This window comes from Fusicatenibacter sp., from assembly GCF_977045365.1.
The window spans coordinates 39085-59072 of record NZ_CDRRUH010000005.1 but is presented as its reverse complement, the minus strand read 5'-3'; the positions used below and the strand labels follow the sequence as shown (position 1 = coordinate 59072).

The 19988-nt window shown below is 48.5% G+C and carries 13 protein-coding genes and 2 tRNA genes; all 15 read left to right on the top strand.

Annotated elements, in window-relative coordinates:
- Nucleotides 1-103 precede the first annotated feature (103 nt).
- The 15 genes from ACY2VW_RS02420 (at nt 104) to ACY2VW_RS02350 (ending at nt 19515) form a co-directional block, all read left to right on the top strand.
- Nucleotides 104-1939, top strand: coding sequence for a glycosyltransferase family 2 protein (locus ACY2VW_RS02420; RefSeq protein WP_461876876.1), 1836 nt, complete (start codon nt 104-106; stop codon nt 1937-1939).
- The gene (locus ACY2VW_RS02415) at nt 1927-2901 is read left to right on the top strand and encodes a glycosyltransferase family 2 protein (RefSeq protein WP_461876859.1); all 975 of its coding nucleotides are present in this window, start codon (nt 1927-1929) and stop codon (nt 2899-2901) included. Before ACY2VW_RS02420 ends, ACY2VW_RS02415 begins: the two co-directional genes overlap by 13 nt.
- 150 nt (nt 2902-3051) lie before the next feature.
- Complete coding sequence (locus ACY2VW_RS02410; protein ID WP_461876857.1) at nt 3052-4461, top strand: undecaprenyl-phosphate glucose phosphotransferase; 1410 nt, start codon at nt 3052-3054, stop codon at nt 4459-4461.
- A gap of 18 nt (nt 4462-4479) precedes the next feature.
- Complete coding sequence (locus tag ACY2VW_RS02405) at nt 4480-5676, top strand: LCP family protein (protein WP_461876856.1); 1197 nt, start codon at nt 4480-4482, stop codon at nt 5674-5676.
- 22 nt (nt 5677-5698) lie between these two features.
- Complete coding sequence (locus ACY2VW_RS02400; protein WP_461876854.1) at nt 5699-6652, top strand: glycosyltransferase family 2 protein; 954 nt, start codon at nt 5699-5701, stop codon at nt 6650-6652.
- Between the two features lie 173 nt (nt 6653-6825).
- Nucleotides 6826-8652 (top strand): glutamine--fructose-6-phosphate transaminase (isomerizing), encoded by a 1827-nt coding sequence (gene glmS / locus ACY2VW_RS02395; RefSeq protein WP_461876851.1) that lies wholly within the window; start codon nt 6826-6828, stop codon nt 8650-8652.
- 146 nt (nt 8653-8798) lie between these two features.
- Entirely contained in the window at nt 8799-10490 is a 1692-nt protein-coding gene (locus ACY2VW_RS02390) for a S1C family serine protease (RefSeq protein ID WP_461876849.1), read from the top strand.
- A 225-nt stretch (nt 10491-10715) separates the two neighbouring features.
- Complete coding sequence (clpX, locus tag ACY2VW_RS02385; protein ID WP_461876847.1) at nt 10716-12152, top strand: ATP-dependent Clp protease ATP-binding subunit ClpX; 1437 nt, start codon at nt 10716-10718, stop codon at nt 12150-12152.
- 80 nt (nt 12153-12232) lie between these two features.
- The gene (locus tag ACY2VW_RS02380) at nt 12233-12793 is read left to right on the top strand and encodes a zinc ribbon domain-containing protein (RefSeq protein WP_055227550.1); all 561 of its coding nucleotides are present in this window, start codon (nt 12233-12235) and stop codon (nt 12791-12793) included.
- Entirely contained in the window at nt 12790-13248 is a 459-nt protein-coding gene (locus ACY2VW_RS02375) for a signal peptidase II (RefSeq protein WP_461876845.1), read from the top strand. The genes ACY2VW_RS02380 and ACY2VW_RS02375 overlap by 4 nt, the downstream gene beginning before the upstream one ends.
- Before the next feature lie 162 nt (nt 13249-13410).
- A tRNA-Leu gene (locus ACY2VW_RS02370) sits at nt 13411-13494 on the top strand.
- A 302-nt stretch (nt 13495-13796) separates the two neighbouring features.
- Nucleotides 13797-13880: transfer RNA gene (locus tag ACY2VW_RS02365), tRNA-Leu, on the top strand.
- 241 nt (nt 13881-14121) lie between these two features.
- Nucleotides 14122-15195 (top strand): carbamoyl phosphate synthase small subunit, encoded by a 1074-nt coding sequence (locus ACY2VW_RS02360; protein ID WP_055227684.1) that lies wholly within the window; start codon nt 14122-14124, stop codon nt 15193-15195.
- The gene (gene carB / locus ACY2VW_RS02355; RefSeq protein WP_461876843.1) at nt 15195-18401 is read left to right on the top strand and encodes a carbamoyl-phosphate synthase large subunit; all 3207 of its coding nucleotides are present in this window, start codon (nt 15195-15197) and stop codon (nt 18399-18401) included. Before ACY2VW_RS02360 ends, carB begins: the two co-directional genes overlap by 1 nt.
- A 202-nt stretch (nt 18402-18603) precedes the next feature.
- Nucleotides 18604-19515 carry an undecaprenyl-diphosphate phosphatase gene (locus ACY2VW_RS02350; RefSeq protein WP_461876842.1) on the top strand — a complete coding sequence of 304 codons (912 nt, stop codon included), beginning with the start codon at nt 18604-18606 and terminating at the stop codon, nt 19513-19515.
- The last annotated feature ends 473 nt before the right edge of the window (nt 19516-19988 follow it).

Genomic DNA, 19988 nt, shown 5'->3' with positions numbered 1-19988 from the left:
ATTTTCAGTCGGTATTTGCAAATTACATTAAAATAGGGTATAATGCGATCAAGTTCACACGGAAAAAATGGAAAAACCGCAAGGAGTTAAAAAAGTGTCAGATATGAAATGGCTCCGTTTTATACGGAAATTGAAACCTTACAACATACAGAAGGGACTGCGTTACCTGAAACATTATGGCCCAAAGGAATTCCTGATCCGTCTTTCGGAGCGGATGGAGCCGGAGGAGGTTCCGTACGGACCGTGGCGGGAGCAGTACTGCGCAAAAGAGGAGGACCTGGCGCGTCAGAAAAATCATAAATTTTCTTATTGTCCGAAGATCAGCGTTGTTGTTCCGGCTTACCGTACGCCGGAAATTTTTCTGCGTCAGATGATCGAATCCCTGGAAAAACAGAGTTATGAAAACTGGGAACTGGTGATCGGAAATGCCAGCCCGGAGGATGAGACGATGGCGCGCATCCTGGAAGAGTATACCGGAAAAGATCCGCGCGTAAAGAACGTTCCGATTCCGGAAAATATCGGCATTGCAGAGAATACAAATGCGGCGCTTGCCGCCGCAGCGGGAGATTTCGTCGGTTTTATGGATCACGACGATCTGCTTGCGCCGGATGCGCTCTTTGAAATTGCCATCCGTCTGGAAAAAGATCCGTCCATCGATGTTTTCTATACCGATGAGGATAAGGTGCGGACCGATCTTTCCGAATATTTCCAGCCGCATTTCAAACCGGATTTCAATCTGGATCTGCTGCGGTCAAACAATTATATCTGCCATTTCTTCGTTGTACGGCGGGAGATTGCGGAGAAAACCGGCGGCCTTCGTCCAGAGTACAACGGGGCGCAGGATTGTGATTATATCTTCCGCTGCACGGAAATGGCGGGAAAAATTGTACACATTCCGAGAGTTTTATATCACTGGAGGGTCCACAGCGCTTCCACCGCAGACAATCCGGCAAGCAAGCTGTACGCGTATGAGGCCGGAAAAAAGGCAATTGAGGGAAACCTTGCGCGCTGCGGCGAAGAGGGAACCGTCACACTGCGTTCGGATTATGGTTTCTATGATGTGGATTATAAACTGCAGGGAACGCCGCTTGTTTCGATTCTGATCCCGAACAAGGATCAGGCCGATACGTTACGTACCTGTCTGGAATCGATCCAAAAGAAGTGTACGTATCCATCGTATGAGATTCTGATCATTGAGAACAACAGTACAGAGGAAGCAACATTTTCCTATTATAAAGAGCTTGAAGCGCAGGGAATCCGTGTTCTGAAGTATCCAGAACAGGGCTTCAACTATTCTGCGATCAACAATTTCGGCGTAAAAGAAGCAAAAGGAGAGTATCTCCTGTTTCTGAATAACGATATGGAAGTTATCACACCCGATTTTATGGAAAAGATGGTGTCCAATCTGCAGAGACCGCAGATCGGGGCGGTCGGCGCGAAACTGTATTATCCGGACAACACAGTGCAGCATGCCGGCATTATCATTGGGATCGGCGGTATTGCAGGCCATGCCTTTCTGGGGCTGGCGCGCGGCAGAAGCGGCTATCTGCATAAGGCATCGCTTCAGATGAATGTGAGCGCGGTGACGGCAGCGTGCATGATGATGAAAAAAGAAGTCTTTGAGGAGCTTGGTGGCTTTGAAGAAGAGCTGTCCGTTGCTTTTAATGATGTCGATCTGTGCCTGCGCATCGGAAAAGCAGGTTATAAAATCGTATACAATCCGCATGTGGAGCTGTACCATTACGAGTCGAAATCCAGGGGAGCAGAGGATGACGAGGAGAAGGTGCGCCGCTTCCAGTCGGAGATTGAATTTATGCGCAGCCGCTGGATTGGGCTGTTAAAGGCAGGAGATCCCTGCTACAATCCAAATTTAACGCTGGCATCGTGGAACTATGGACTGCGTGCCGACGGCAGGGGAGTAAAACCATGGACAAAGTAGCAGTTGTAATACCAAATTATAATGGATACCGGTATCTGGAGACGTGCTTTGCAGCGCTTGCAAAGCAGACCTTTACGGAATTTACCACATATTTCGTGGACAATGGCTCGCAGGATGAGAGCTGTGCGTTTCTCCGGGAACACTACCCGGAGACGAAAATCATCCAGCTCGATGATAACTATGGCTTCAGCCGTGCGGTCAACGAAGGCATCCGCCGGTCGAAGGAGCCGTATGTGATCCTTTTAAACAACGACACCGAAGTGTTCCCGGACTTTGTCGAGCGCCTTTATGAGGGAATCTGTAAAAGAAAGAATGCGTTTGCATGCAGCGCAAAGCTGATTTCCTATCAGGAGCGTGATAAAATCGATGACGCGGGAAATTACTATAATATGCTGGGATGGGCGTTCGCAAGAGGAAAAGGAAAACCGGTCAGTGAATTTGAAACGTCCGACCGGATTTTTGCAGCCTGCGCCGGAGCGGCGATCTACCGCCGGGAATTTCTGGAAAAGACCGGGCTTTTTGACGAAGAACATTTTGCTTACCTGGAGGATACCGACATCGGCTACCGTGCGCGGCTTTTAGGCTACGAGAACTGGTACGAGCCGTCGGCAAAAGTTTATCACGTCGGAAGCGGAACGAGCGGTTCCCGGTATAATCTCTTTAAGATCCGCTATTCATCCCGGAATAATATTTACCTGATCTATAAAAACATGCCGGTTCTGCAGATCCTGTTTAATCTGCCGGCCTTTATCCTTGGATTTTCGGCAAAACTGGTCTTCTTTGCATCGAAGGGATACGGAAAAGAATATCTGGCGGGAATCAAGAATGGCTTTTCCATCTGCAGAAAGCCGGAAAACAAGGCAAAAAAGATCCGCTTTCAGTGGAAACGCCTTTGGACATATCTGGTTATCGAATGGGAGCTTTTTATCAATGTATTCCGGAGATTTCTGGAGCGGGCATAAGGATCTTTTCAAAAGATTACGAAAAAGTTAATAATTTTACGGAAATAAGAAGAATGTTAGAAAAATATGATTGCTCTTTTTTGGAACTTATTGTATAGTTAAGGGTAGGGAATTTTTGAAACCCGAAAAAAACAGATAAGGTGAACGAATTTGATTAACGATAATCAGAAATATTTTGACCGGATGCACGTTCTGATCGATGCCCTGGTGCTTGCACTTTCCTACGTACTGTCCTGGTACTGCTATGTGCGGCTCGGCGTTATGAACAATCATCCTGAGAGGGGAATTCTGCCGCCGGCGACGTATATGATGGCATTGCTCTATATCGTACCCGGCTATCTGCTGCTCTACTATGCATTCAATCTCTATGCATCCAAGCGTTTTCAGGGAAGACGCCTGGAATTTGCCAATATTTTAAAAGCGAATACGGTCGGATTTCTGGTCTGGCTGGCAAGTCTTTACATGGTGCGCCAGGTCCATTTTTCCCGTGGTATGCTCTGCATCTTCTTTGTGCTGAACGTAATGCTGGAAACCATCGTAAGAAATCTGATCCATTATATCTTAAGCAATATGTGGAAGCATGGCCGCAATCAGAAACAGATTCTGATGGTCGGCTACAGCCGTGCGACAGAGGAATACATCGACCGGATCATTGCAAACCCGGAGTGGGGCTATCTCGTCCGCGGAATCCTCGATGACCATGTCAAAGCGGGAACGATGTACCGCGGCGTCAAGGTTCTTGGAAGAATCAACAATCTTTCGGTCATTCTGCCGGAAAACAAACTGGATGAAATTGCCATTACCCTTGGGCTGAACGAATACTTCCGCCTGGAAGAGATCGTTGCCATGTGTGAAAAATCCGGTGTACATACCCAGTTTGTACCGGATTACCACAACATCATTCCGACAAAGCCGTATACCGAAGACCTGCAGGGACTTCCGGTTGTTAATATCCGCTATGTTCCGCTTTCCAATACGTTCAACGCGATGCTGAAACGGATTGTGGATATTTTCGGCGCGCTCGTGGCGATTGTTCTGTTCTCGCCGGTGATGCTGTTTTCGTGCCTTATGATCAAACTGACCTCGCCGGGTCCGCTGATCTACCGGCAGACACGTGTCGGGCTGCACAACAAACCGTTTGAAATGTACAAGTTCCGTTCGATGGAAGTTCAGACGGAGGAGAAAGAAAAGAAGGCATGGACCGTGAAGAATGACCCGCGTGTGACGGGATTTGGAAAATTCATGCGCCATACCAGCATTGATGAGCTTCCACAGCTCTTTAACATCTTAAAAGGAGATATGAGCCTGGTCGGACCGCGGCCGGAGCGACCTTTCTTTGTAGAAAAATTCCGGGAGGAAATCCCGCGTTATATGGTAAAACATCAGGTGCGTCCCGGTCTTACAGGATGGGCGCAGGTGAATGGATACCGTGGGGACACTTCCATCCGCAAGCGTATTGACTGTGATCTGTATTATATTGAAAACTGGACACTGGGACTTGATTTTAAAATTCTGTTCCTGACCTTTTTCAAAGGATTTGTGAATAAAAACGCTTACTAAAAGATAAGGGGAAAAGAGATGTCGAAGAAAAATTATAAAAAGAGCAGAAGATATAAAAAGATGCGCCGGAGAAAAATTATTTTCGGAATTGAAATTGCAGTACTGCTGATCCTTTCCGGAATTCTGTTTGTCTATGCATGGATCAACCGTTCGATGGACAAGATGAATCAGGATACGCTGGACAGTTCTCAGATTCAGATCAACAGTGAAGTCAAAGCGAACACCGAACTTTCACAGATGTCCGGCACACAGGTGATCGCGCTGGTCGGCGTGGATGCCAGAGGTGTGGAGGGCTCTGATCTGGCAGACAGTATGAACAGTGATACGATTATCCTGTGCTGTATTGACCACGACAATCAGGAAATCCGTATGGTGTCGATTATGCGTGATACCTGGATGAACATGGCAAAATATACGGATGAATATTACGAGTTCGACAAGGCAAATTCCGCTTATAACCGCGGCGGCCCGGAGAGTATGCTTTCCATGCTGAATACGAACCTCGACCTTGCACTGACGGATTACGTTACGGTAAACTTTAAGGCACTTGCCGATGCAATTGATGTTTTGGGCGGACTTGATATTGAAATGTCAAATGCAGAATGTGTTCATGCAAACAATTACAACAGAGAAGTATCCGAGGCACAGGGTGTGGAATATGAGGCGATCCCGTACGATGAGGATCTTGGAGATGATTATACGGAAGTCCGCCATGTCAGCGGCGCACTTGCCACCTCATATGCACGAATCCGTTACGGCGGCGGTGATGATGCAAAACGTACGAGCCGTCAGCGTATCGTTATTAATCTAATGGTACAGAAGATCAAACAGAATCCGACGAAGATTCCGGAAATTCTGGATAAAGTTATGGGAAATGTCAGCACCAGTCTTACCAAAAGCGAAATTCTGGAGCTTGGCATGCATGCGGTAACGTATAAAATGGGAACATCGTACGCGTATCCGTTCCAGCTGTGTTATGGAGAAAATGTAGAAAGTGCACTTGGCGTTGATGTTGTAATTCCGGTTACGCTGGAGCACAATGTAAAGGAGCTGCATGCCTATCTGTATCCGTCTCTTGGCTATGATCCGTCGGCGGCTGTAACAGAATACAGCGATTACATTGCAAGAAAGAGCGGCTACGATGACAGCATGATTGAGTATGTACTGAATCAGGGACCGGGCGCTGCAACAGATTCTGTGGTAGCAGGAGATTAAAATACAGGGAGAATACGACAAGATGAGTCAATATACCGTTGATGTCATGATACCAACGTATAAACCAGGGCAGGAGTTCGCAGAACTTCTGCCCCGCCTTTTAAAACAGACTTACCCGATCCGTTCGATCCGAGTCGTGAATACGGGGAAAAAGTTCTGGAATCCGGCGTGGGAACAGCTTTCGGACAAGATTATGGTGGAGCACATCCAGCCAAGCGAGTTCGACCACGGCGGAACAAGAAGGGCGATGGCAGAGAGTTCCGATGCGGACTTCCTGCTTTTTATGACCCAGGATGCCATGCCGTACGACAATGCGTGCGTGGAACATCTGGTGGAAAAATTTTCGCTGCCGCATGTGAAAGTGGCGTATGCACGGCAGCTTCCGCGCGATGACTGCCGTACGCTTGAGCGGTTTACAAGAGGCTTTAATTATCCGGCCGAGAGCGATATCAAGGATGCGGGCGATCTGCCGAAGCTCGGTGTCAAGACGTTTTTCTGTTCTAACGTCTGTGCGATGTACGACCGCGAAACGTATGAGGAGCTGGGCGGCTTTGTTAAGAGCACGCTGTTCAATGAGGATATGATCTATGCGGGCCATCTCGTGCAGGCAGGCTATGCAATTGCCTATGCGGCGGATGCAAAAGTGGTGCATTCCCACAATTACGGCTGCATGGCGCAGCTTCACCGCAATTTCGATCTCGGCGTGTCCCAGGCACAGCACCCGGAGATTTTCGATGCGTATCCGTCGGAGGGAGAGGGCATCCGCATGGTGAAGAAATCGGCGGCTTATGTCTGCAGGATCCATAAACCATGGCTGCTTGTGACACTGTTTTTCCAGAGCGGGTTCAAGTATGTGGGATATTTCCTTGGAAAGCGTTATCAGAGTCTTCCGGACGGCGTGATCCGCTGGTGTACGTCCAACAAGATGTGGTGGGAGTATCACGGAAAGAGAAGAAAAAAGCACAAACAAAAATAAATGAAAGTAAAAAACAAAATTGGAAAGTTTTTGTAAGTAAATACGAAATGCTCCATAAGGTTGACAAGGAACGGGGCAGCGTGGTAAAAGTGTAAAGAACAAGAAGCGAAGAGGCGGCATAACTTGAAAATAGAACAAGGGTGCCGCCTTTTACTGTTAGGAGGACAAAATCTATGTGTGGAATTGTTGGATATATTGGAACTCACCAGGCTGCCCCGGTACTGCTGGACGGACTGGCAAAGCTGGAATACCGCGGATACGACTCGGCCGGAATTGCTGTCTATGACGGAGAAAAAATCCGGATGGAAAAAGCGGTAGGACGCCTGAAAGTACTTGAGGAGCTGACACAGGACGGCGCAACCCTTCCGGGAACCGTCGGTATCGGCCACACCAGATGGGCAACCCACGGTGTTCCGTCCGATCTGAACGCGCATCCGCACTTTAACCACGATCATTCGATCGTTGTTGTACACAACGGCATCATTGAGAACTATCTGAAACTGAAGAAAAAACTGGCCGGAAAGGGATACGAATTTTTGTCTGAGACCGACACCGAGGTCATTGCCCATATGCTGGATTACTATTATAAAGGCGATCCGCTCGATGCTATTTCAAAAGTCATGCACCGCATGGAGGGATCCTATGGCCTTGGCATCATGTTCCGCGATCACCCGGATGAGGTTTATGCGGTCCGCAAAGACAGCCCGCTGATTGTAGGAACGAGCCCGGAGGGCAATCTGATCGCATCGGATGTCCCGGCTGTCCTGAAATATACAAGAGACGTCTATTACCTGGAAAATGAGGAGATCGTGAAACTGACCCGCGATGGCCTTCATTTCTACAACATCGACGAGGAGGAGCTGGAGAAAGAGGCAACCCACATCGACTGGGATATGAATGCGGCAGAAAAAGGCGGCTATGAGCATTTCATGCTGAAAGAGATGCATGAGCAGCCAAAAGCTGTAAAAGATACGCTGACTCCGCGTATTAAAAACGGTGATGTTGTGATCGAAGAACTCGGCATGACAGATGAGGAAATCCGCGCGATCAGCAAAATCTTTATCGTTGCCTGCGGTTCCGCATACCACACCGGTGTGACAGCAAAATACGTCTTCGAAAAGCTGGCAAGAATCCCGGTTGAGGTAGATCTGGCAAGCGAGTTCCGCTACCGTGATCCGATTCTGCCGGAAAATACGCTTGTGGTCATCGTCAGCCAGTCTGGTGAGACGGCTGATACTCTTGCGGCTCTCCGCCTTGCAAAAGAAAAGGGCGTGCGTACCCTTGGTATTGTAAACGTAGTCGGAAGCTCGATTGCACGTGAGGCAGACAATGTCATGTACACCTGGGCCGGTCCGGAGATCGCTGTTGCGACAACGAAAGCGTACAGCACACAGCTTATCGCGCAGTATCTTCTGGCGATGAAGTTTGCCAAAGTACGCGGAACCGTTTCGCAGGAGGATTTCGATGCGATGATCCAAAGTCTTGAGCGCCTGCCGGAACAGATTTCGCTGCTGCTGTCCCACAAGGAGAACGTACAGCGTTTTGCCAACCGTTATCTTGCGGCAGAACACGTCTTTTTCATCGGACGCGGTATCGACTATGCGATCTCGATGGAGGGCTCCCTGAAGCTGAAAGAGATTTCCTATATCCATTCTGAGGCGTATGCAGCCGGTGAACTGAAACACGGAACCATTTCCCTGATTGAGGACGGACGCCTTGTCGCAGCCGTGCTGACCCAGCCGGAGCTCTACAAGAAAACGATCAGCAATATTCAGGAAGTGAAGACACGAGGCGCGTTTGTCATGGCGGTAACGACCGTCGGCAATACAGAAGTAGAAAAAGCAGCCGATTACGTAGTTTACCTGCCGGAGACAAATCCGATTTTTGCAAACTCCCTGGCGATCATTCCGCTGCAGCTCTTTGGCTACTACGTATCGATCGGCAGAGGCCTCGATGTGGATAAACCGAGAAACCTGGCGAAGTCGGTTACGGTAGAATAAAAAACCGCAGCATAAAATTCCTCTTTTTTCAAAATTATCACAGTTTCAACACAATTCTAACGTACAATAAGCAGTAGAAAATGAAGAAAGAAATAAAAGCACTGTGTATCGGTGCCTGAGATAGAAAAGAGAAAGAGGGATCAGCCATGGGTGAAGAGTTCAAAAAAGAAGAAATAAATGGTGAGGCAGCAGAGGAAACCAAAGCTGCAGAGCATACAGAAGAAGGAAAAGCAGAAACGACAGCAGAGCAGAGCGCGGCAGAGACGGAGGCGGAAGAAAAGAAAACGACAACCTACAGCTGGGTGAATCCGAAAATCAGCGGAAAGACCGGCGAGGAGAATAACAGCGCTTCCTACACCGGAAAACCGGACCAGTCGGAGGCAAAGGCAGAGCAGACATCTTCTGCAAAGACAGAACATTATCAGTACCAGTCACAGGCACAGAGTGCTCCGAAGCAGGAAAAACCGCAGTTTTCTGCTGTTTCGCAGCCGCAGGATCACAAAAAGAAAGCGAAAAAACCAATGTCAGCCGCAAAGAAATGGGGCATGACACTTGCCATGGCAGCGTGCTTCGGACTCGTGGCAGGCGGTGTTTTCATTGGGACTGCAGCAGTTGGTACGAAAGTGATCGGTACAACAACAGAGCAGAAGCAGGAAGTTACAATTCCGACGACCACCACAACAACGGCAGCGGACAGCAGTGATACGTCTGATACCGTAAAGGCAACTGGTGAGATGTCCGTGAAAGATGTTGCATCGAGTGCGATGCCGTCTCTGGTAGCAATCTCCACGACAACGGTGGAAGAAGTTGAGACTTTCTTCGGAACCACAAGCCAGGAAGTCCCTGCAAGCGGAACCGGCGTCATTGTCGGACAGAATGACGATGAGCTTCTGATTGCGACCAACAACCACGTAGTCAGCGGTGCAACCTCTCTTTCCGTCAGCTTCATCGACGATGAGACCGTAGAGGGCCAGATCAAAGGTACCGATGCGGACAATGACCTTGCTGTTGTCGCTGTCAAACTTTCCGACATCAAAGACGAGACAAAGAGCCAGATTAAAATTGCCGTGATGGGAAATTCCGATGATCTTGAGGTCGGCGATCAGGTTGTGGCAATCGGAAATGCGCTGGGAACCGGCCAGTCCCTGACGAGCGGCTATGTCAGCGCAAAAGACCGTATGATTTCCAGCCAGGATGAGAGCACCGGCGAGACGATTACCTCCGAAGGACTGATCCAGACCGATGCAGCCATCAACCCTGGAAACAGCGGCGGCGCCCTTCTGAATATGAACGGTGAGCTGATCGGTATCAACGAAGCAAAATACAGCTCCACACAGGTCGAGGGCATGGGCTTTGCGATCCCGATTTCGAAAGCAGAGCCGATTCTGCAGAACCTGATGAACCTGACAACAAGATACAAAGTCAGCGATGATGAGGCCGCTTATATCGGAATCAATATGGCAGATGTCAGCGCAGATGTTTCCCAGAACTACGGCATTCCGACCGGTGTCTGCATCATGAGCGTTGTAGACGGCAGTCCGGCAGCCGATGCGGGCTTCAAGAAAGGTGATGTTATCACCACATTTGATGGAAGAAGCATCTCGAACGCCAAAGGCTTAAAAGAGACACTGACCTATTATGCGGCCGGCGAGACTGTAGATGTCACCGTACAGCGTGCGGATAACGGCGAGTACAAAGAAGTGACACTGACGCTGACCCTTGGCTCTGCAGCAGATATGCCGCAGACGAGCGGAAGCAGCAACGGAACCACAAACGACGGAACAGGAAGCTCCGATCAGAATGACCAGGGTATTCAGAATCCGTTTGGCAACAGATAAAACCTCAAAATAACTATTTCCTAAGAGAAAAAAGACGGACAGCACAGGAACACGAACGCCTGGCTGTCCGCCTTTTTCTGCATTTTTTGATATAATTTTTTGAATTTGTAAAATTCTTAAAAAAGTTGGTAATTTTTAAGAAAGTTTTTACTTGTGACCCTATGGCTTTTGGGCTATAATCAAGCTAGACCAAGCGATCTATTACAGAAAGGAATTTGAAAAACCATGTCAGAAGAGAAAGACAGAGTGGACGGTACCGCGGACGAAACGAAGGCGGAAACAAAAAGCTCTGACCATCATACAGAAGATACCTATGAAAAAGTCTGCTTCATGTGCCGCAGACCGGAAAGCAAAGCCGGAAAGATGATTACCCTTCCGGGGAACATCAATATCTGCCCGGACTGCATGCAGAAGAGCTTTGATACCATGAACCAGAACCCGGGCCAGATCAATGAGATGATGAACAATATGAACAACATGCCGAACATCGGCATGTTCGATCTCTCCGGGCTTTCCAACCAGATCCCGAACCGGCAGCGGGTAAAGAAAAAAGAAGAAAAGAAGAAAACAAAAGAATTTTCCATCAAGGACATTCCGCCGCCGCACCGGATCAAGGCGATGCTTGACGAATACGTCATCGGCCAGGACCGTGCAAAGAAAGTCATGTCGGTTGCCGTTTACAACCATTACAAACGTGTCTTTGCACCGCAGGACGGAAATGTCGAGATCGAAAAATCCAACATGCTGATGATCGGACCGACCGGTTCCGGAAAAACGTATCTGGTGCAGACGCTGGCACGCCTCTTAGATGTGCCGCTTGCCATCACGGACGCCACATCCCTTACCGAAGCGGGTTATATCGGTGATGATATTGAAAGCGTGGTATCCAAGCTTTTAGCGGCCGCAGACAACGATGTGGAGCGCGCGGAGCACGGTATCATCTTCATCGACGAGATCGACAAGATTGCCAAGAAGAAAAATACAAACCAGAGAGACGTCAGCGGAGAAGCGGTACAGCAGGGAATGCTGAAGCTCCTCGAGGGCAGCGACATCGAAGTTCCGGTGGGAGCCAACAGCAAAAATGCGATGGTTCCGCTCGAGACCGTCAATACCAGAAACATTCTCTTTATCTGCGGCGGTGCCTTCCCGGATCTGACGGACATCATCAAGGAGCGTCTGAACAAGACAGCTTCCATTGGCTTCCAGGCGGATCTGAAGGACAAGTACGATGGGGATAAGAACCTGCTGTCACAGGTGACCTTAGAAGATCTTCGGACTTTCGGTATGGTGCCGGAGTTCCTTGGCCGTCTGCCGATCGTATTTACGCTGGAGAGTCTCAACGAGGATATGCTGGTCGAGATCTTAAAAGAACCGAAAAATGCGATCCTGAAGCAGTATAAGAGACTGCTCGAACTCGACGAGGTGAAACTGGAATTTGATGATGATGCACTTCGCTCTATTGCAAGAAAAGCGCTGGAAAAAGATACCGGTGCGAGAGCACTCCGTTCGATCATCGAGGATTTCATGCTGGATATCATGTATGAGATTCCAAAGGACAGCAGCATCGGAGAGGTTATCATCACAAAAGACTATATTGAAAAGACCGGCGGGCCGACGATTCTCCTGCGCGGTCAGGAAGTTCCAAGGTTAGAGCAGAAATAAGGTAACTGGAAAACACAGCGGAGCAGACGTGAAACTGGCGTTTTCTTGAAATAAGAGATAAGAAAGAGAGGGTTTTAACTATGGCAGAGGATTTTTTTGGAAATTTAAGTAAAACACTGAAAAAAACAGTGAATACTGTGGGAAAGAAAACAGATGAATTCGTAGAAATTCAGAAAATCCGCACCCGTCAGCATGCACTTGAGGATCAGATTGAGAAGAATTACCAGGATATCGGACAGATCATCTACAACCGCTATCTGAACGGCGAAGCATTCGACGAGAATCTTGCCGGCATCTGCAAAGATATCACCGATCTGGAAAAAGAGATTGCAGACTGCAAAGAGGATGTGGCAAACAAGAGAGGCCGCATCGTATGCCCGGCCTGCGGCGCAAGTGTTCCGAAAGACGCAGCATTCTGTATGCGCTGCGGTGCTGCTATGCCGGAAAAAGAAGAAGAGCCGGAGGATGCAGAGTTCGTACACGTAGAACCGGAAGAGGAAGGCCAGGAGGAAGTATCTGAGGAAGAAAAGACCGCAGAGGAAGTTCTCGACGAAGAGCCGGAAGAAAAAGCAGAAGAAACCGAAACAGCAGCACCGGAAGAAGCGCCGGAAAAAGAAGCAGAGGCACCGGAAGAGGAATGATCTGGACCCTGCTGCCGGGAGCGGTTTTCCTTGCAGACGGATGCCTGAAAAAGAAGGCAGAAGAGAAGTTAAAGGAAAATGAGCAGATCCCGGTCTGCAAAGGACATATTGTCCTGCGGAAATGCCATAACCGCGGTGTAGCGGGCGGCGGCTTCGCGGACAGCACGAAGAAGGTGGAAATTCTCACCTTCTTTTTGCTGTCCGGACTGTGGGCGCGTCTTGGAGCGCTGGCGGGCAGACGTAAGTGTAAGGCGAAGAAGTTAGGGCTTGCGCTTACGATTGGCGGCGGCATGTCGAACTGGTATGACCGGCATAAGAGAGGTTACGTGACCGACTATGTCAGTTTCCGGTTTGGACCGGAGAAGTTCCGCAGACTTGTGTTCAATGTTTCTGATTTCTGTATTTTCTTCGGACTTACGCTGCTGACGGCAATTTCCTGCCGGGAGTCCAGGTGATGCAGGATCTCCCGAAAAGCCCTGCAGAAGGCGGGCTTTTCGGGGCAAAAAAGAAAATTTGAAATTTTTTGAAAAAATTTGAAAAAAGCTGTTGACAGATTCGGAATCATCTGGTAATATATGTTTTGTTGAGCGGCACATGAGAGTCGCAAGACAAGAAATGCAGGAGTGGCGGAATTGGCAGACGCGCAGGCTTCAGGTGCCTGTGGTCGCAAGATCGTGTGGGTTCAAGTCCCATCTCCTGCATTATTTTTTTGCTTTGCGTATCAAGAGTTGGTCCGGTGGACCAATTCAGATTACCCTGCCGGGAATGATGCAAAAACTTCCCGGCAGGGTCTTTTTATTTCTGTGCGGAGAAGATGTGCAGACGGGGAAAGAAAACAGACGAATCTCAGACAGCGTAAAGTTGTTTAAAATTATCGCTATTATCCGTATTTTTCATAAAATCAAAAAAATTAAAATTTTTTCAAAAAAGGTGTTGACTTTTCTACGGAAAGCTGTTATTATCTATCTTGTCAAGCGGACAACCGCTAAGACAACTAAGAAATGCAGGAGTGGCGGAATTGGCAGACGCGCAGGCTTCAGGTGCCTGTGGTCGCAAGATCGTGTGGGTTCAAGTCCCATCTCCTGCATTATTTTTTTGCTTTGCGTATCAAGAATTGGTCCGGTGGACCAATTCGGATTGCCCTGATGGGAAGTGTGAAAACTTTCCGTCAGGGTATTTTTATTTTTCCAGAAAAGAATTTTCCGTAATTCGACAAAAATGGTTGAAATGTTTCCATGGTTGTGATAGAATCTGAAAGATTAAAGTATGAGACCACAATCTTATACAAACTTAAAACCGAACGAAAAAGAAAGGAAAACGGTGGAATGATGAAAGCTTTTCTAATCTTAGAAGACGGGCATGTCTTTACCGGAACCAGCATTGGTTCACAAAAAGAAGTGATCAGTGAAATCGTATTTAATACATCCATGACTGGATATCTCGAAGTGCTGACCGACCCATCCTATGCGGGACAGGCAGTATGTATGACGTATCCATTGATTGGCAACTATGGAATCTGTTACGAAGATCAGGAGTCCTTAAGACCCTGGCCGGATGGCTATATTGTAAGAGAATTATCCCGTCTCCCCAGCAACTTCCGTTGCCAGGACACCATTCAGAATTTCCTGAAAAAGTTCGATATTCCCGGAATCGCCGGAATCGATACACGTGCTCTCACCAAAATTCTTCGTGAAAAAGGTACCATGAATGGTATGATCACGACCAACGAAAACTATCATCTCGATGAAATTATTCCAAAATTAAAAGCGTATAATACCGGAAAAGTTGTAGAAAAGGTAACCTGCTCTGAAAAATCAGTTTTAAAAGGAGAAGGCTTTAAAGTTGCACTTCTGGATCTTGGAGCAAAGAACAACATCGCACGTTCCTTAAATGAGCGCGGATGTGAAGTGACCATTTATCCGGCACTTACCACAGCAGAAGAGATTCTCGCGGCAAATCCGGACGGAATCATGCTGTCCAACGGTCCTGGAGATCCGAAAGAGTGCGTATCCATTATCAAAGAGATTAAAAAACTGTACGATTCCAATGTACCGATTTTCGCAATCTGCCTTGGACATCAGCTGATGGCACTGGCTACCGGTGCAGATACTCATAAAATGAAATACGGCCACCGCGGCGGAAACCACCCGGTCAAAGACCTGGCAACCGGAAGAGTTTACATTTCTTCCCAGAACCACGGCTACGTCGTAGATACCGATACCCTGGATCCGAAGGTGGCAGTTCCTGCTTTCGTGAACGTCAATGACGGCACCAACGAGGGACTCAAATATGTCGGTAAAAACATCTTTACCGTACAGTTCCATCCGGAGGCATGCCCTGGCCCGCTGGATTCCGGATACCTGTTTGACCGATTCCTTGAGATGATGGGAGGTAATAAATAATGCCAAAGAATCCGAATATTAAAAAAGTTCTGGTTATCGGTTCCGGTCCGATCGTGATCGGACAGGCAGCAGAGTTCGACTACGCCGGTACACAGGCGTGCCGTTCCCTGAAAGAAGAGGGAATGGAGGTTGTACTTCTGAACTCCAACCCGGCAACCATCATGACTGACAAAGATATCGCAGACCGCGTTTACATCGAGCCGCTGACCGTAGAAGTCGTAGAGCAGCTCATCCAGAAAGAAAAACCGGACAGCGTTCTTCCGACCCTGGGAGGCCAGGCAGGACTGAACCTTGCGATGGAACTCGAAGAAAAAGGCTTCTTAAAAGAAAACAATGTACGCCTGATCGGTACCACGGCGCAGACCATCAAAAAAGCCGAGGACCGTCAGGAATTCAAAGATACCATGGAGAAAATCGGCGAGCCGGTAGCGGCTTCCCTGGTTGTCCATGATGTACAGACTGGTATCGATTTCACCAACAAGATCGGTTATCCGGTCGTTCTGCGTCCGGCTTACACCCTTGGCGGAAGCGGCGGCGGTATCGCTTACAATGAAGAAGAGCTGATTGAGATTCTTTCCAACGGACTCCGTCTTTCCCGCGTCGGCGAGGTACTTGTTGAAAGATGCATCGCCGGATGGAAAGAAATCGAGTACGAGGTTATGCGGGACAGTGCAGGAAACTGCATCACCGTCTGCAACATGGAGAACATCGATCCGGTCGGCGTTCATACCGGAGACAGTATCGTCGTAGCACCGTCCCAGACCCTGGGAGATAAAGAGTATCAGATGCTGCGTACTTCCGCACTCAACATCATCACCGAGCTCGGTATCACCGGCGGATGCAACGTACAGTATGCATTAAATCCGGACAGCTTCGAGTACTGTGTTATCGAGGTAAACCCGCGTGTCAGCCGTTCTTCTGCACTGGCTTCCAAAGCGACCGGTTATCCGATTGCAAAGGTTGCTGCAAAGATCGCACTTGGCTACACACTGGACGAGATCCCGAACGCCATCACCGGAAAAACCTACGCAAGCTTCGAGCCGATGCTGGACTACTGCGTTGTAAAAATCCCGCGTCTGCCGTTCGATAAATTTATTAGTGCAAAACGTACCCTGACCACACAGATGAAAGCAACCGGTGAGGTTATGAGTATCTGCAACAACTTCGAGGGCGCGCTGATGAAAGCCATCCGTTCCCTGGAGCAGCACGTAGATTCCCTGATGTCCTATGACTTCAGCCACCTGTCCAAAGACGAGCTGATCGAAGAGCTTCACATCGTAGACGATATGAGAATCTGGAGAATCGCAGAGGCGATCCGTCAGGGCATCTCCTACGACGAGATCCACGAGATCACCAAAATCGATGTATGGTTCATCGACAAGCTGGCCATCCTCGTTGAGATGGAGCAGGCATTACAGACAAAAGAGCTGGATGAAGATCTGCTGCGCGAAGCAAAACGCCTCGAGTTCCCGGATTACCTGGTAGCAAAACTGGCAGGAAAGACCGAGGAAGAAGTAAAAGCATTAAGAAAACAGTATGACATCACCGCAGCTTACAAGATGGTAGATACCTGTGCTGCTGAGTTCGCGGCAACCACACCGTACTACTATTCCGTATACGGCGGCGAGAATGAAGCTGTCGAGACAAACGACAGAAAGAAAGTCCTCGTTCTTGGTTCCGGCCCGATCCGTATCGGACAGGGTATCGAGTTTGACTTCTGCTCCGTACATTGTACCTGGGCATTCAAGAAAGAGGGCTATGAGACCATCATCATCAACAACAACCCGGAGACCGTCAGCACCGACTTCGATATCGCAGATAAACTGTATTTTGAGCCGCTGACACCGGAAGATGTAGAAAATATCGTCAACATCGAGCATCCGGACGGAGCCGTTGTACAGTTCGGCGGCCAGACCGCGATCAAGCTGACCGAAGCACTCCTGAAAATGGGTGTGCCGATCCTTGGAACATCTGCGGAGAACGTAGATGCCGCAGAGGACCGTGAGCTGTTTGATGAGATCCTGGAGCAGTGTGAAATCCCGCGTCCGAAGGGACACACCGTATTCACCGCAGAAGAGGCGAAAAAAGCAGCCAGCGAGCTCGGCTATCCGGTACTCGTCCGCCCGTCCTACGTCCTTGGAGGACAGGGTATGCAGATCGCCATCAGCGATGAGGACGTCGATGAATTTATCGGCATTATCAACCGGATCGCACAGGAGCATCCGATCCTGGTTGATAAATACCTGCAGGGCAAGGAGATCGAGGTTGATGCAGTCTGCGACGGCACCGATATCCTGATTCCTGGTATCATGGAGCACATCGAGCGCGCCGGCGTTCACTCCGGAGACAGTATCTCCGTTTATCCGGCACAGAGCATCAGCCAGCATGCAAAAGCCACCATCGTAGAGTATACGAAACGTCTGGCAAGATCCCTGCATGTCATCGGTATGATCAACATCCAGTTCATCGTATGCGGTGAGGATGTTTACGTCATCGAGGTCAACCCGCGTTCTTCCCGTACTGTGCCGTACATCAGCAAGGTAACCGGAATCCCGATCGTGCCGCTGGCAACGAAAGTCATCCTCGGCCACACGATCCGCGAGCTTGGCTACGAGCCGGGTCTGCAGAGAGAGGCAGATTACATCGCGATCAAGATGCCGGTATTCTCCTTCGAGAAGATCCGCGGCGCAGATATCGCCCTTGGACCGGAGATGAAATCCACCGGTGAGTGCCTTGGTATTGCAAAGACCTTCAACGAGGCTCTTTACAAAGCATTCCTTGGCGCCGGAATCAACCTGCCGAAATACAAAAACATGATCATCACCGTAAAGGATGAGGATAAAGAGGATATCGTTCCGATCGCACAGAGATTCCAGGCTCTCGGCTACAAGATCTATGCGACGAGAAATACCGCGAAAGCCCTGAACGAGAACGGCGTCAATGCGATCCGCACCAACAAGATCGAGCAGCCGTCCCCGAACCTGATGGACCTGATCCTCGGCCACAAGATCGACCTCGTCATCGATACTCCGTCCCAGGGTGTTGAGCATTCCAAAGACGGATTTGTTATCCGCCGGAACGCGATCGAGACAGGTGTCAACGTACTGACCTCTCTGGATACCGCAACTGCACTCGTAACCAGTCTGGAAAATACGGATGTGAAGAAGCTGACCCTGATCGATATTGCAACGATCGATAAGAGATAAGCATGATGGAAGCATAAAGCAAAGAAAAGCTCTCTGCTGCAGAAACAAAGCGGCAGAGAGCTTTTTTGGCCGAATGTGGGTTTGAATGGATTTTACAAAAAAGAAAACGTGACGCGCTTGTGTTTTTAGCATAAGTATGATAGATTTTTAATAGAATGCCAGAAAAGGGCATCCAATTCAAAAAGAGAAAGGTACATATCGTATGAACATTATTGAGTGGTTAAAGGTTATCCTGCTGGGTATCGTAGAGGGCATTACCGAGTGGCTTCCGATCAGCAGCACCGGCCACATGATTCTGGTAGATGAGTTTATTAAGCTGAATGTAACAGATGATTTCAAAAATGTTTTTGAAGTTGTCATCCAGCTCGGTGCAATCCTTGCGGTTGTCGTCATCTATTTCTGGGATCTCTGGCCGTTTCACGGCAAAAGCAAAGCAAAAAGCCGGAGCTATTTTGCCAATCCAAGCGACAACAAGGTCTTTGCAGGTATTCAGAACTTTGTAGACAATTACTGTTATCTGGACAAAATTATCATGTGGTTCAAGATCGTCGTATCGTGTCTGCCGGCAGCCGTGATCGGACTGGCATTCAACGACTGGATCGAGGCCCATCTGATGAACTACGTGATCGTAGCGCTGATGCTGATCATCTACGGTGTTCTCTTCATCATCATTGAGAATTACAACAAGACGAGAACACCGTCTGCAACAAAAATCAAAGAGATTACCTGGAAAAATGCGCTGTATATCGGTATTTTCCAGCTCCTCTCCATCGTACCGGGAACTTCCCGCTCGGGAGCAACCATCATCGGCGGTATCCTGCTGGGATGCTCGAGAGAGCTGGCATCGGAGTACACGTTCTTCCTTGCCGTTCCGGTTATGTTCGGCGCGAGCCTTTTAAAACTGGTAAAACATGGCTTTGCCTTTACCGGTGTTGAGGTGGCGATCATGATCGTCGGCATGCTGGTGGCATTTGTGGTATCCATTTTTGCCATCAAATTCCTGATGCAGTACATCAAGAAGCACGATTTCAAAGCCTTCGGCTGGTACCGCATCGTACTCGGTGTGATTGTGCTGCTGTATTTCGTAATCAAAACCGTAATTCTGAAAGCATAATACAAGACAATTCCGAAAATTCACCGGGAAAAATAGAAGAAGAAGTATCGCCAAATGAAAAAATTGTGCGATACTTCTTTTTTTACGTAAAAATTACAAAAAACCCTGTAAAAAGTAACCAAAAGCTGATATAATAAAACATAACAGGGGCACAGACGATACAGTTCACCCGCGCCATTCGCAAAACCGCGCTTTCAGCGCTTTCCGCTGCTGCGCAGCTCCTTTTGCTCATTTCTCGGCGCTCCCTTCGTGTGTTCTTGCAAACAAAATTTCATGCAGGCATGAAATTTGCCCGCCAGAATACACAAGTGAACTGTAAATTAAAAAAATACCGAAAATTTGCCATATTTTTATTGACTAAAGATATTCTTATGGTAAAATAAATGTGTGCGCCCCGAGGATATCTTTATTTTCGGTGCAATCAGTATAGGGTGAACGTATCATCCAGGGCAATCTGGAAATACTTTACTATA

Coding starts and splice junctions, on each gene's coding strand:
- ACY2VW_RS02420 (WP_461876876.1), top strand. CDS start 104: ATGAAATGGCTCCGTTTTATACGGAAATTGAAACCTTACAACATACAG.
- ACY2VW_RS02415 (WP_461876859.1), top strand. CDS start 1,927: ATGGACAAAGTAGCAGTTGTAATACCAAATTATAATGGATACCGGTAT.
- ACY2VW_RS02405 (WP_461876856.1), top strand. CDS start 4,480: ATGTCGAAGAAAAATTATAAAAAGAGCAGAAGATATAAAAAGATGCGC.
- ACY2VW_RS02400 (WP_461876854.1), top strand. CDS start 5,699: ATGAGTCAATATACCGTTGATGTCATGATACCAACGTATAAACCAGGG.
- glmS (WP_461876851.1), top strand. CDS start 6,826: ATGTGTGGAATTGTTGGATATATTGGAACTCACCAGGCTGCCCCGGTA.
- ACY2VW_RS02390 (WP_461876849.1), top strand. CDS start 8,799: ATGGGTGAAGAGTTCAAAAAAGAAGAAATAAATGGTGAGGCAGCAGAG.
- clpX (WP_461876847.1), top strand. CDS start 10,716: ATGTCAGAAGAGAAAGACAGAGTGGACGGTACCGCGGACGAAACGAAG.
- ACY2VW_RS02380 (WP_055227550.1), top strand. CDS start 12,233: ATGGCAGAGGATTTTTTTGGAAATTTAAGTAAAACACTGAAAAAAACA.
- ACY2VW_RS02375 (WP_461876845.1), top strand. CDS start 12,790: ATGATCTGGACCCTGCTGCCGGGAGCGGTTTTCCTTGCAGACGGATGC.
- ACY2VW_RS02360 (WP_055227684.1), top strand. CDS start 14,122: ATGAAAGCTTTTCTAATCTTAGAAGACGGGCATGTCTTTACCGGAACC.
- carB (WP_461876843.1), top strand. CDS start 15,195: ATGCCAAAGAATCCGAATATTAAAAAAGTTCTGGTTATCGGTTCCGGT.
- ACY2VW_RS02350 (WP_461876842.1), top strand. CDS start 18,604: ATGAACATTATTGAGTGGTTAAAGGTTATCCTGCTGGGTATCGTAGAG.